The sequence below is a fragment of the Acinetobacter sp. Z1 genome (genome assembly GCF_024296945.1).
Classification (GTDB): domain Bacteria; phylum Pseudomonadota; class Gammaproteobacteria; order Pseudomonadales; family Moraxellaceae; genus Acinetobacter; species Acinetobacter beijerinckii.
In genome coordinates this window covers 1213871-1227274 of the sequence record NZ_CP101115.1, presented here as the reverse complement: position 1 = coordinate 1227274, position 13404 = coordinate 1213871, and the positions used below count along the sequence as shown (strand labels likewise).

The following is a 13404-nucleotide window of genomic DNA, read 5'->3' as shown; positions in this document are numbered from 1 at the left end:
GTTTCCTTGCTTTAATGAACATAAAAAGTCTGATCCACGAAATCAGGCTTTTTTTATTTCTAAAATTTGAGATTCCGGGTTTACCCCAACACGCCCAACCAATCCCAAACTCTCCCTTTTCTTCCTATTTTTATTAGCCCTTTCAAGCATTAAGCTAACCTCATGGTAATCACCCATGATTGCTTTTTCTAAAAGGATAACTGCTTGATGTGCATAATCTTTCCCACGAACATCTGCTATAAGTCGCAAACGCTCCATCATGTCTGGGAGCATCTTCAATCGAAGATCTTCTTTTTCGAGACTCATACAACCACCTGTTGCTCTACTTTTTTTCCTAAAAAGAAGTTAAACAAACCCTCATGGGTTAGTTTTTTTTCGCTGGCATCAACCATCTTTTGAATGGTGTCCATACTTGGTTTTTTACGGCCGTGAATTAAGTGAGACTCCATATATCCATAAGAAATGCTTGTTACTTCACAAAAATGGATACGTTCACTTTTCTCTAACCCACGCCAAAAATCATAAAGAGTGAGCATAAGTACACCTATAAGGTAAATTAAATATAAATATACCTATTAGGTAAATAAAAAACAACCTGTCAGGGTATTTATTTTTTCTACCTAGCAGGTAAATTACCAAGTAATTAAAGGGTGGTAGAGTTCATCATGGCTGAATTGCAAACAATTCATGAGATAAGACTTAGTAATACTAGAAAGCTTATGAAAGACTTAGGTTTAAGCAGATCTGAATTTGCTGAAAAAATTGAAATGTCTTACAACTTGCTCAGTCAATACATTGGAAAGAACCCAACGAAGAATATTGGTGATGAAACGGCTGAAAAAATTGAACAAGCTTTCGGAAAGCCTAAAGGATTTTTAGATCAATCCATTGCGCCACCAATCAATGTGCCGTCCAAAGATGAGGTCTATATATCACCTTTAAGATTCAATCCATCCGATGAAAACAAAAACACAGTAAGGATTCCTGTGCATAAAGACGTAAAAGCTTCTTGTGGGGATGGTGTTGCAAATTTCTTAGAAGATATTTCAGACTATCTCGATATCGACCCACAAATATTGAAATTACTTGGAATCAAGGCAAATCCTAAAAATTTAAGAGTTATTTACTCTGCTGAATATAGTATGTGGCCTACAGTTGCTCCTGATAGCCCTTTATTTGTTGATATTTCTCCGATTGATACTGAAGCAATGATTAGCGGGGATGTTTATGTTTTTCTTCATAATAGTCTATTGCGCATGAAGCGAGTTTTTATTAGCTATGGTGATGAAAGAACCGTGCGTCTGCAAAGTGACAATCCGGATAAGAAAAAATACCCGGATGAGGTGATTACCAGAGAACAATTAAATGAATTGCATTTTATTGGTCGATTGGAGTCTGCATTGGTTAGACCGTAAAAACATTATTCAAATTCACAGGAATAAAATCATGATCGGAACACTCAACAAATCAAAAACCTCACTATCGATTAACAAACAAGAATTTAAAGCAGCATTGTCAAAAATCGGGGATGGTATTGATAAACAAATAGCATCACTTAAAAAAGCGAAGCAAAGTTATGACGCTGCTGAAATGGCACGTGAAGTCATTGCTGAAGCAAATATCTTTGAAGCAATTATTGAGGGTTTTAATGAGGCCGAGAGCACTAATCTAAAAATGGCAGATATCAGCAATTTAGAGCAGGCTCAAGGCTGGATTGATGAACTTTTAGAAAAGTACAGCTCTCAGGGTGTTTAATTCAGCAGATTTAATAATTCAGTTAAAAACCCATCTTCGGATGGGTTTTCTTTTGTCTACTAAAACACAATATTTTACCTAACAAGTATAAAATAATTTATTAAATTTTACCTCACAGGTATTTACATCATTTTACCTTGCAGGTATATTTAATCTCATGAACAGCAAAAAGCCCTGACAACTTACCACGGCGATCAGGGCTTTCCACAACATGAGGTAGATTATGGAACAAAACGTTTTAAATCACAATCGCAGTTACACCCTAGGCAAGTCTTTTCTTGTCGGTAGTGCAATTTCTGCAATCACTTTAGGTGGTTTGACTGGTGCTTACGCCCTGGTTACCAAGCCAGTCGAAACCAATCCTGTTTACTCTTACGCCAACACAAATTCTATGTACGGCGTGATGTCAGTAAATATCACTTCTCAGACCACAGGTGAAGCGATCATCAATCTTGATGGCTTTCATGTTTTTACTAGCTTTGATTTCGAGTTGGTACCTGATTACAACGGGCAATTAGGCAGCGATACACAAGCAGTATTTATAAAGAACTTAGCTGTAGATCGAGTCTTGTTAAGTAACGGCGGCTTTTATAACGACTTCACAAACGCTGATGACATCAGAAATATGATTTCTGTTATCACCGCTCATATCGAAAAAAACAAAATGGTGGAGTCTATCTAATGGAAAAGAAACCCTTCACTACCCCATTCCGCGAGTTCATTACTCGCGATGACAATGGTCGCTATCACGTTCGCTTGGGTCCTCAGACTTTTTCAACCAACTACACGTTTTCTGATATTCGCATCGAGTCAGAGAACGGCGGTACACCTGTGGATCCTGAGTTGTTGAAATCAAAGCCTTGGATTCTTCGCAATCTACAGCAAGAAGTTAATGCACAACGTAAAAAAGAGCGTGAGCAAATGTTCTCAAAAGACTGCTTTCAACGCACTCCGTACAGCGCTAATCAACGTATGGCCTACAACAATACTAAATCTAATAAGGGGTTGTAATCATGGCTCTAAATATCATTATGCCCAATCAGGCTTTACTAGTTAGCTCTATCATCTTTTATCTTTATACAGATCCTGGTTTAGGTAAAAGCTCAATCGCTCATACAGCTGATAAACCTGTGGTCTTTGATTTTGACAAAGGTCAGCATCGTGTAACGGCTAAATTACGCCGAGGTGCAATTGTTCCAGTGCCTCAATGGTCAGAAGTTTCATTCATGGATGAAAAGGATCTTGCTCCTTTCAACACTATTATCTGTGACACCGTTGGAGCAATGCTTGACTGCATTAAAACCCACCTAAGCAACAACAAAGAAAACCTGCAGCGTGACGGTAACTTGACACTTAAAGCCCAAGGTTTAGCAAACAACCTATTTATGCAAACTGTTAATAAGTGGATTTCATACGGTAAAGATGTGGTTTTTATTGCCCATGCAACTGAAGAGGAATCAGGTAAAGAAAAACTAAAAGTATTTCGACCAGATCTTGGTGGGAAAAACAGAAATATGCTCTATCGCATGGCTGACATGATGGGTTATATGCATGCCACTACTGACTCAGAAGGGAAAATGGATCGAATCATTTATTTCAATCCAAGCCCAACACATCATGCAAAAAACTCTGGATATTTGGGTGTTAAAACCACTTTACAGAATGGAATGACTGAAAACTCAGGGCAAGTATTTGTTCCTGATCTTGAGTTCAATCCAACATTCCTGGGTGGGCTAATTAAAGAAGCTAAGGATTACATCAACTCAATGACACCTGAACAACAGGCTGAACTCAAAGCACATGAAGAGCTTGAAAATTTTCAGCAATGTTGTGTAGAAGCTAATCATGCTGGCGATTTGAACCAACTTACAGAATCTTTAGATCCTGAGCATAAATATAAGACTCAAATGTGGCACGCCATTCAAATACGTGGTCGTGAGCTTAAGTGTACTTTTGATAAAGAGGATTCTAAACGTTGGTACAACCCACCTGAATTTAGAGGCATCAGTGATGAACAACGTGATCAACTTCAAGATTTCATAGCTGAGCGTGGTTTGGACATTAAATCAGTTTGTGAGCACATGGGTTTGGATGCATTAACTCAAATTGAAGCTTCAAAACTCGAAGCAGTTAAAGAAGAAATCGACAACTTAGCAAAACAGGAAATGCATGCATGAGCGCAATTATTTTAGATACTGAAACTCATGACATGAATGGCTATCCAATTGAGATAGCCCATGTTCCTGTCTCATTTGAAGAGGGAACTCTTTTTGTTGAGAAAGGATATGCTTTCGATGAGTATTTTTCTTGCCCAGAACCAATTAGCTACGGCGCTATGGCTGTACATCACATCCTTGAATCTGACATCGCTGGAAAGCCTAGTTATGAAACTTTCCGTTTGCCTGAGGGTGTTGAATACATCATTGGCCACAATGTTGATTACGACATTCAAGCTATCAAACTTGCAGATAATTCTATAAATGCAAAGGCAATTTGCACTTTAGCCCTATCTCGCATGGTATGGCCAGATGATGCTCATAACTTATCAGCATTAATCTACAAGCTCGCTAAAGGATCTATAAAAGCAAGAGAGTCTATACGAAACGCTCATAACGCAAAACAAGATGTATTACTCACAGCGGTTCTTTTAAAACAGATTTGCAAAGTACTGGGTGTTAAAGACTTGAAATCACTTTTCTTGTTTTCTGAACAAGCCCGAATCCCAACGCATCTGACTTTTGGAAAATATAAAGGTACAGCAATTAAAGACATCCCTGCTGATTACGTTGTTTGGCTGCTTAAACAGGACGACTTAGATCCTTATTTACGCAAAGCATTAAAAGGATAAGAAAATGAACAATATTTTAAATGCACAAGAAGCTTTTGCAGCAATGCTTGCAGGTAAAAATGTATTGGCTCGTTGCAACGTTAACATGCACGGGCAAACCCTCGATGAAGATTTTGCGCCAATTTCCCATTATTCGGCTGATATTTTTAAAGAATCGAATATGGAATATTGCATTCAAATTGAAACCATTGAATTGGCAGGTATTACATTTACTAAGCCATTGGCACTTGATGAAGTGCAACCTGAACAAGATGTATTTTTAATTCAACCTCAGGCTTTGATTCTTCAATATAAATTCAATGAAAATATTGAAGAGTTGGTTACTGGGATCCGTAGTGGTTTTGCTCAACGTGACTTTGAGAACGCGAAGCGACAATATGAAGCAATCTGCTCAGCTGTTGGAGGCTCTATATTTGAAGTAAGTTTAGAGCTTGCAGAACAACCTAAAAAAAAGCGGCAATCAAAAAAGCAAAATGAATCTGCTGAAATAAAACAACAGACCAATCAAGCCGCTAACGATGATAATTCGTTAGATGACATTATTGGACCAGTCACAGCACAAAGCCATGTTGAAAAAAAGACATCTATGGATTTGGGTTTCGATGATGTCGCCTTAAATCGGTTGCTTAAAGTAGATTCGATCGAGCTATTAGAGAAAATGGAAGCTAGCTTTGAGAAGCGTAAAGCTAATATCTCAGATGAAAAAATACAAACATTCTCTCGCATATTTGAACAAAAACGTAAAGAGCTAACTCCTGATCCTGAGCTATCAGTTCTATGTGACGCATTTATTGCTGAGATTGATTCTGCAAAATCTGAAAATGATCTCAAAGCAATTCGCACCAGGATAAATTCAAACGGCGATTTAACTGAAGTTGAAAATGCTGAGTTAGCAACTCGCATGAACTTAAAAATTTCATCTTTTGAAAAAGAGCCATCTACAGTTCCATTTGAAAATATTGCAGCTGCTGCAGTTACCAAAGCTCAAGAAATTGACAATCAAATACAAGAGCGTCAGTGGACACGTTTTCACAATGACAAACCTTGTTTAGATCTGAGTGATAAATCTCATTACGAAATTGAGTATGCAGATCTGAGTGCAGTTGTTATTCATGCTCAAACACCAGACGAAGCTAATAGTGTTGTTGTTAAGACTCAGCACTGGACCGAAGAGCAACGTAAACCCCTACTATCTGCAATCAGTAAAAGACTTTGCGAACTTCAAGAGCAATCAAAAGTTCAGCCAAATGAGCCTCCCTCATTGATGGTTCAAATTCAAAATGCACCCGATCTAACAGCTTTAGATGCTTTAGAGATCGATGTATCTGCACGTCACCCAGATATACAACCACGCTTAATGGGATATGTGAAGAAACGCCGCTTTGAGCTTGAGCAGCTTAACCAAGGATCTAGCATCGATGGGGAGTTGCCATGAAATTCTCATATTCAACCATTACCCGGACACTCACAGTGTTCGGGAGCAAAATGACTCACATCTTTGAAAATGTTGGAATCGGTGAAATCGAAGATCTGATTGTAAATGCAAAATTCAAAGAAGCGACTTGGAGAAAGTGATGGCCGATCAAGAAAAGTTAATTTTGATGCCTGGCGAATTAAGCCATGAAGCTGCTACTAAACGAGCTAATGAGCAGTTTGAAGAAAACTCTAGGTTGTTTAAAAACTTGCATCGTGATTGTACGGAAGCTGAATTCACACGATTAAAAGATCGTTGGTTAGCAAATCGTGTTGTACAACTTCAAGAACAATACCGAGCATTGGTAAAAGTAGTGGGGGTGGTGCCTATCTGGGTGGCTACGGATTTTCTATTGCCTGATGAGGGTGAAGTAGTGTTATTTCTTGATAAAAACGATGTAATTCACGAGGGTTTATTGAATACGGATTATATTGATGGACCTTATGGCGAAAATGGTGAAGATTTTGGAGATAATCAAACTCTCTGGACATCGAACTCGAATGGCGAAGAATTATTACTATCTGAGGTTAAATATTGGATGGAACGACCATGTAATCCGGTAGAAGCAGCTAGGGGTGGAAATCATGGCTAGTTTTCAAGGTATGACAATTGAAGAAGCTTTAAAGTCTGAACCAGTATTAAAAACGGCGGATCTTGAGCAAATTTTAAAACGCTCTTCACGAACATTATGTCGATGGCAAGATGAGGATTTGTTTGAAAACCCTATGCCTAAGCCTTTCTCTGCTTGCCGCAATTCTGGCAACAATTATGACTCAGGCAAAATCCTTGCATGGTTTCAATCGTTACCACTTCGCAAAAAGAAACAAACGCTAGCCCGCTAGCGTTTCGTCTTTCCAGATATTTTCTAAACGCTCTACCCACTTCGTATAGGCATAATATTGCTCATCTAAATAATCATGCTTGTCATATGTTCCCCAAATTTTAGGCAATGCATGCCCTAACATGATTTCACATACATGTGGCTGTGCGATCGTAGACATGTTTGTTCTCATGGTACGCCTCAAGTCATGCACAGACCAATGTTGGATTTCTATACCTTTATGCCGCTTCAACCATTGGAAAATGTTATAAGGCATCGTCAAGTGCGAAGATTCACCAAGGGGTTGATCAGATCCGTCTGCCGTGAATAAATATACTGATTTAGGAGTTAACTTCATCACCTGCATCAAATAAGGCTTGATGTTTTCTGTAATTGGCCGAATTAATGGCTTTCTAGTCTTTTTGCCCGTTTTGTGGTTTGTAGCTGGTACTGACCAGATATTCTTATCAAAATCAAAATCTGATTTCTTGGCTAATTTTAACTCTCCAACCCGGCATCCATATACCAACAACATCGTTAAAAATAGCTTATTCTTTTCGGCCATTCTTGTATTTTTTAGAGCATCAAATGAAATATGAATTTCATAATCACTTAATGCCCTCTCTTTAACGTTCTTCTTAATTCTAAGGTCATGTTTTGCTGAAACGTTGGCAAGGTGGTTTGTAGTCACTAAACCGCGCTTACCGCCCCATTTTAGGCACTGGTTAGCATTCAAAAGTAAACGTGCTGCAATTGACGGGCTATGACGAACAACATCCTCTAACAATGAGATCCATTGGTAAGCAGAAATATCGTCGCTGTTTTGTGTTCCAAATTTTGGTAGAACATAAATTTCGAATGATCGCTTAATATCATGATGACTGGCTTTGTTGGGAAAACAGAATTTTTCATACCATTCAGAAAATAGTTTTTCAAATGTATAAGCATTCTGAATACTGGAAAGCTCTTTTAATTTTACTTGCTTAGGGTCATGGCCTTTTTCTAATAGAGCACGTAAACGATCCGACTCTAATCGGGCCTCTTTTAGAGTGATGTTTGGATATGAGCCAAGATCAAGTCGGTGTTGTTTCCCGTTATAGCGGTATCTTAATTGAAATATAACTTTACCCTTAGGTGTGATTCTCACCCCCATGGCATCACGGTCTGAAAACTCTTCGAGCTTATCCCTATCCTTGCCAAGCTGTGCTTTTAACCAAGATTCTGTAAGAGCCATACATTCCAACACTAAACTAAAAGAGCAGTCAAAAACCCTCAAATATGTACTCATTTGTGTACATAATTTGCTTTGCTTATAGGTTCGCTTAGTGTCTGATTATGTCTGATAGTGACCGTAAAAAAAAGCCCAACATGTGGGCTTTACTTGATTTCTTGACTTATTATGTCTGATAGCGACTTTTAGCTACTCCACTTCAATCATAAATATGAGCAATGATCGAGAAATTGCGTATATTTTTGATATCTACGGATTTTTTAGCTTGCGCCATGGGTTACCTTGAGAAAATAAAACGCTCAATACTTCGATGAAAGTGATGAGCCAAAGCGGTTTAACAAAATTGTGAGGAATTATAACAGAATGACCTTTCAAAGTATTCAAAATAATTATCTGCATACGAAACCATAGCTTCTAGACAGCAGCGATTATTTTTCATATGAAATTGAAAAATCCATTGGATTTAATTCAGAGCTGATTGGTTGATATGCTTGGCTAAAACTCGGTGACATGCGTTTAGGGCGACCTGTACTAATTTCAATACATGCCCATTTGGTATTTCCAACAAATAAAACACTTTGGTCTTGAGGACGATAAAATGCATACTGACGAAAAGAATACAGTGCATTAATATCATCTAACCAAGTTCTTAAAATGACTTCCTCACCCTGCAAAGCCGCTTTACGATATTGAACATGATGCTCCACAGCAACCATTGCATGCTTTAACTCTAGATATTGCGCAACTCCCAAACCAAGCGTTTCAATATGTGCTGCTGCAACGTCCTGCATCCATTGAACATAAACTACATTATTTACATGCCCAAGCACATCAATATGATTTGGTTGAACTTGTATTCTTAAATCAAAAATCGTACTCATAAATATTGTTTAATCACGATAATAAAACTCATGTGCATACACTAGACGAAACATTTCGGTATTACAAAATAAAAAACCACTCAAGCTGAAGAGTGGTTTTTCAAAAATACCTAGCTTATTAAGGTAAACGCAAACCTAAAATTGCACGTTGACCTTGACGAATAATCGCAACACGAGCAACGCTATTTTTTGGTAACGCAGCAACTGTTTTTGCAAACATTTGGCTATTGGTAATCGGTGTGCCGTTAACTTGCAAAATTACATCGCCAGCAACAATATTTGATAATGAAGCCAAACCACCACGTTTCACATCTTGTACCAAAATACCGCCTCGAACATCTAAACGAGACTGTTCCGCTTCAGTTAGGTTACGAATACTCATACCTAAACCGCTGGTTGGATTATTTTTATCCTCAGCTGCTGGAGTATCGTCAGGTGCAGTTCCCAAAGTTGCTGAAATTGTACGTGTTTTTTCATCACGTAAAACGTCTAACTGAACTGTCTGACCTGGTGCAACACGGTTTAATACATTGAGTAAATCACTAGTACGCGAAATAGAAGCACCATTAATTTTCAATATTACATCACCAGATTTCAAACCTGCTTTTTCTGCTGGTGATTTCGCGGTGACTTGTGTAATTAACGAGCCTTCAGGTTTCGGTAATTTATATGCTTCAGCTAAATTTCGATCAATATCTTGCAACATAATACCAAGATAAGAACGCGTCACTTTACCTGTAGTTTTAAGCTGCTGTACTACATCCATTGCAACATCAATTGGAATAGAGAATGACAAACCCATATAACCGCCAGTCCCACTAAAAATACGTGAGTTCACACCAACAACTTCACCACGTTGGTTGAATAATGGACCACCTGAGTTACCTGGGTTTAATGCAGCATCTGTTTGAATAAAAGGAACTGACGTTTCACCACTCATATTTCGAGATTTAGCACTCACAATACCTGCGGACGCAGAGTAATCAAAACCGAAAGGTGATCCAATCGCTAAAACAGGTTCACCCACTTTTAGCTGATTTACATTACCAATTTTTAATTCAGGGAAATTTGCACCATTCACTTTTAGAACAGCAACATCGGTACGTTCATCGCTACCCACTAAAGTTGCATCTAACTCACGGCGATCATTTAAGGTAATACTAATTCGTGATGCATTTTCAATCACATGATGGTTAGTAACCAAATAGCCATCTTTACTAATAAAAAATGCGCTACCGTAACCTGTTTTTTCTTGTGGTCCCTGTTGTTGAGGAATAATGACTTGATTACCGAAGAAACGACGTAAAATTTCAGGGACTTGTTGTTGTAACAACTCATCCTGAGTCATTTTTTTCACAACATTGACGCTCACGACAGCAGGACTCACCTGCTCTACGAGATTTGAAAAATCCACTGGCGATGCAGCATTAACCTGTACAGCTGCCACCGTAAATACGGCAGCATACATTCCTTGTTGTAAATAGCGACTTTTCATGAAGCAAGAACCTATGTACCAATTGATTTAATTAATTTTAAGACTATGTTTTTAGCATAATCCCCTAACTCTTTTCGTAAAAATATGTTTATGTTTTCAATGTATACAAAGAAAAACAATCATGGAATGTGAATAAATTATGGAGATTTAAATTCATCATTAATTCATTCACACTATTTTTAAGTCAATCAGCTTAATTTCAGATTAAAACAATGTATTGAAACGTAATCCGTTTGTTTTTTCATCTAGCTTAAAGATACTCTTAGTTAAAATTGTCAACATTCGCTAAAAAATCACTCAACTCTAGGCAGATTGGCACTTGCCTTTTTGAGAAAAAAGCGGTGTCATTAGCAAACGTTTGAAACTGAAGCAGATCGACATGCCTGATTTAAAAACAATTCACCATTTTGATGTGATAATTGTGGGCAGTGGCGGTGCAGGTCTAAGTCTTGCACTCTCTTTACCAAGTCATTACAAGATTGCCATTTTAGCAAAAGCAGCTTTAACAGAAGCGAGTACTTTCTATGCGCAAGGCGGTGTTGCTGCGGTATTAGATGAAACTGATTCTATTCAACAACACATAAGTGACACAATGATTGCAGGTGCTCATCTTTGTGAATTAGATGCAGTCCAACATACAGTTGAAGGCGGCAAACCTTCTGTTGACTTCCTACTCAAGCAAGGTGTGCAGTTCACCTTAGATGATGATGAACAATTACATTTAACACGCGAAGGTGGTCATTCGCAACGTCGTATCATTCACTCTGCTGATGCAACTGGAAAAGCCATTTCAACCACCTTGGTTGAACGAGCAAAAGAGCGTGAAAATATTACAATTTTTGAAAATTATATTGCGATCGATTTAATTACATTACATAAACTTGGTCATCAAGATCAGACTAATCGTGCAATTGGTTTATATGCACTTGATGAAGATCATGAACAAGTTCACACCTTTTTAGCTCCGTTTACTGCGCTTGCCTGCGGCGGTGCAATGAAAGCTTATCTCTACACTTCAAACCCTGACATCGCAACAGGTGATGGTATTGCCATGGCTTATCGTGCAGGTTGTCGTGTAGCCAATATGGAATTTAATCAATTCCATCCGACTTGTTTATATCATCCGAAAGCACGCTCTTTCTTAATTACCGAAGCAATGCGTGGTGAAGGCGCTTATCTGCGTCTACCAGACGGTGAACGTTTCATGTTGCGTTTTGATGAGCGTGCTGAACTTGCACCACGTGATATTGTAGCACGTACCATTGACCATGAAATCAAGCGCCTAGGTATTCGTCATGTCTGGTTAGACATCACGCATAAATCACCCGAGTTTATTACTGAACACTTCCCGACACTTTATGCACGTTTGCTTGAACTGGGCATTGATATCACCAAAGATATGATTCCTGTTGTTCCTGCTGCGCACTATACCTGTGGTGGTGTGGTCGTCGATGAGCATAGCCAAACGGATTTAGATGGTTTATATGCCATTGGTGAAACCTCTTATACAGGTTTACACGGCGCAAACCGTATGGCGAGTAATTCCCTACTCGAATGTTTTGTTTACGGCATGAGCGCAGCAGAAGATATTCAGAGCAAACACAACACAAGCTTTGAATTTCCAGATGTACCTTCTTGGGATGAATCTCAAGTCACCGATGCGGATGAAGATGTTGTCATCTTACAAAACTGGGATGAGCTACGTTCTACCATGTGGAACTATGTCGGCATTGTTCGTACGACTAAACGACTCCAACGTGCTTTACACCGTATCGAAATGCTGAAACGTGAAATCAATGAATACTATCGAGATTATCGTGTCAGCAAGAACTTGATTGAATTACGTAATTTGGTTTTAGTTTCGGAAATGATTGTACGTTGTGCAATGGAACGTAAGGAATCTCGTGGTTTGCATTACACCTTGGATTATCCTGAGCTTTCTAATGAAATTCGCAAGACAGTTTTAACTCCACCGAATTTTAAGGTGGAGCAGCCGTTGGTAAATGAGTGATACGAATATTTTTGGATTGCATTACATAAATATAGGGTCTGTTGACATTTGCTGTGCAAAAAAATAGCGAGAAAGTAAAATTCAATCGCCAAACCAAATTTACTCCTCGCTATGACTCGTACAATGCTGAATGATCAACACTGGTTAAAGCTGAAATCTATTGTCCACAATTTGGGGATCTACCTCAAACATAATCTTCGAAATTTTATTGAAGCCATTCTCTATAGAATTAGAACAGGTTGTCCTTGGCGAGATTTACCTGAATCTTTTGGTAAGTCCAACACCATATTTAAACGATTCACCAGGTGGTCTAAAGATAATAAGCTACTAAAAATATTTAAATTATTATCAAAACATGCTGATCTAGAATGGGTGTTTATTGATGCTAGCCATATTCGAGCACATCAACATGCTACAGGACTCAAGGATCAAGCTATTTCAAGAAGCATCGGTGGAAACAGTACTAAAATCCATTTAGCTGTGGATTCAAATGGGAACCCAATCCAATTTCTCATTCATGATGGCACCACCCATGATGTGAGTGTTGCACCTGCATTAGTCGATAGCATTGATTTAAAAGATACCGATGTGCTTTGTGCAGATAAAGGATATGACTCAGAATTATTGAGAGAGCAGATAGAAAAAACAGCGACTAAAGCAAATATTCCAAAGAAATCCAATACACGATCGAACAATGATTATATGGACTGGCACTTATATAAAATCAGGCACTTAGTGGAGAATACCTTTGCTAGACTCAAGCAATTTAGGGGAATTGCAACACGTTATGACAAGCTAAAGCGGAACTACGAAAATTCAGTTGCTTTAGCCTGTATATTTATTTGGCTACCGCTATGAAATGTCAACACACCCTAATGTAATCCAAAAT

16 protein-coding genes are annotated in these 13404 nt (G+C 38.4%); 11 read left to right on the top strand and 5 right to left on the bottom strand.

Going from position 1 to position 13404, the window contains the following annotated elements; all coding sequences use genetic code 11:
• Positions 1 to 42: 42 nt before the first annotated feature.
• Positions 43 to 306, bottom strand: a complete 264-nt coding sequence (locus tag NGC85_RS05695) for a hypothetical protein (RefSeq protein ID WP_045503995.1) — start codon at positions 304 to 306, stop codon at positions 43 to 45.
• Entirely contained in the window at positions 303 to 536 is a 234-nt protein-coding gene (locus NGC85_RS05690) for a hypothetical protein (RefSeq protein WP_045503992.1), read from the bottom strand. The genes NGC85_RS05695 and NGC85_RS05690 overlap by 4 nt, the downstream gene beginning before the upstream one ends.
• Positions 537 to 665: 129 nt before the next feature.
• On the opposite strand from NGC85_RS05690, the gene NGC85_RS05685 reads away from it, so the two are divergent.
• The 9 genes from NGC85_RS05685 (at position 666) to NGC85_RS05645 (ending at position 6919) form a co-directional block, all read left to right on the top strand.
• Positions 666 to 1415, top strand: coding sequence for a LexA family transcriptional regulator (locus NGC85_RS05685; protein ID WP_254805145.1), 750 nt, complete (start codon positions 666 to 668; stop codon positions 1413 to 1415).
• Positions 1416 to 1446: 31 nt separating this feature from the next.
• A complete protein-coding gene (locus NGC85_RS05680; RefSeq protein WP_254805144.1) occupies positions 1447 to 1755 on the top strand; it encodes a hypothetical protein in 309 nt (102 codons plus the stop codon).
• Between the two features lie 223 nt (positions 1756 to 1978).
• Positions 1979 to 2437: a hypothetical protein gene (locus tag NGC85_RS05675; protein ID WP_254805143.1), complete on the top strand. Its 459-nt coding sequence runs from the start codon at positions 1979 to 1981 to the stop codon at positions 2435 to 2437.
• On the top strand, positions 2437 to 2766 hold the full coding sequence (locus NGC85_RS05670; RefSeq protein ID WP_254805142.1) for a hypothetical protein: 330 nt from the start codon (positions 2437 to 2439) through the stop codon (positions 2764 to 2766). The genes NGC85_RS05675 and NGC85_RS05670 overlap by 1 nt, the downstream gene beginning before the upstream one ends.
• Before the next feature lie 2 nt (positions 2767 to 2768).
• Positions 2769 to 3932 (top strand): ATP-binding protein, encoded by a 1164-nt coding sequence (locus NGC85_RS05665; protein ID WP_254805141.1) that lies wholly within the window; start codon positions 2769 to 2771, stop codon positions 3930 to 3932.
• Complete coding sequence (locus NGC85_RS05660) at positions 3929 to 4603, top strand: DUF3820 family protein (RefSeq protein ID WP_254805140.1); 675 nt, start codon at positions 3929 to 3931, stop codon at positions 4601 to 4603. Before NGC85_RS05665 ends, NGC85_RS05660 begins: the two co-directional genes overlap by 4 nt.
• Positions 4604 to 4607: 4 nt before the next feature.
• On the top strand, positions 4608 to 6038 hold the full coding sequence (locus tag NGC85_RS05655) for a hypothetical protein (protein ID WP_254805139.1): 1431 nt from the start codon (positions 4608 to 4610) through the stop codon (positions 6036 to 6038).
• Positions 6039 to 6177: 139 nt separating this feature from the next.
• On the top strand, positions 6178 to 6669 hold the full coding sequence (locus NGC85_RS05650) for a hypothetical protein (protein WP_254805138.1): 492 nt from the start codon (positions 6178 to 6180) through the stop codon (positions 6667 to 6669).
• Positions 6662 to 6919: a hypothetical protein gene (locus NGC85_RS05645; protein ID WP_254805137.1), complete on the top strand. Its 258-nt coding sequence runs from the start codon at positions 6662 to 6664 to the stop codon at positions 6917 to 6919. Before NGC85_RS05650 ends, NGC85_RS05645 begins: the two co-directional genes overlap by 8 nt.
• On the opposite strand, the gene NGC85_RS05640 is transcribed toward NGC85_RS05645, so the two are convergent.
• The 3 genes from NGC85_RS05640 to NGC85_RS05630 all read right to left on the bottom strand — a co-directional run bounded on the left by NGC85_RS05640 (position 6908) and on the right by NGC85_RS05630 (position 10504).
• Positions 6908 to 8131 (bottom strand): integrase family protein, encoded by a 1224-nt coding sequence (locus NGC85_RS05640; RefSeq protein WP_254805136.1) that lies wholly within the window; start codon positions 8129 to 8131, stop codon positions 6908 to 6910. The genes NGC85_RS05645 and NGC85_RS05640 overlap by 12 nt on opposite strands.
• Positions 8132 to 8556: 425 nt before the next feature.
• Positions 8557 to 9009, bottom strand: a complete 453-nt coding sequence (locus tag NGC85_RS05635; RefSeq protein ID WP_005062587.1) for a thioesterase family protein — start codon at positions 9007 to 9009, stop codon at positions 8557 to 8559.
• Positions 9010 to 9127: 118 nt separating this feature from the next.
• Positions 9128 to 10504, bottom strand: a complete 1377-nt coding sequence (locus NGC85_RS05630) for a Do family serine endopeptidase (protein ID WP_169111350.1) — start codon at positions 10502 to 10504, stop codon at positions 9128 to 9130.
• A 373-nt stretch (positions 10505 to 10877) separates the two neighbouring features.
• On the opposite strand from NGC85_RS05630, the gene nadB reads away from it, so the two are divergent.
• Both nadB and NGC85_RS05620 read left to right on the top strand, forming a co-directional pair.
• Positions 10878 to 12515, top strand: a complete 1638-nt coding sequence (gene nadB, locus NGC85_RS05625; protein ID WP_171065782.1) for an L-aspartate oxidase — start codon at positions 10878 to 10880, stop codon at positions 12513 to 12515.
• Between the two features lie 111 nt (positions 12516 to 12626).
• A complete protein-coding gene (locus NGC85_RS05620; RefSeq protein WP_254730381.1) occupies positions 12627 to 13373 on the top strand; it encodes an IS5 family transposase in 747 nt (248 codons plus the stop codon).
• The last annotated feature ends 31 nt before the right edge of the window (positions 13374 to 13404 follow it).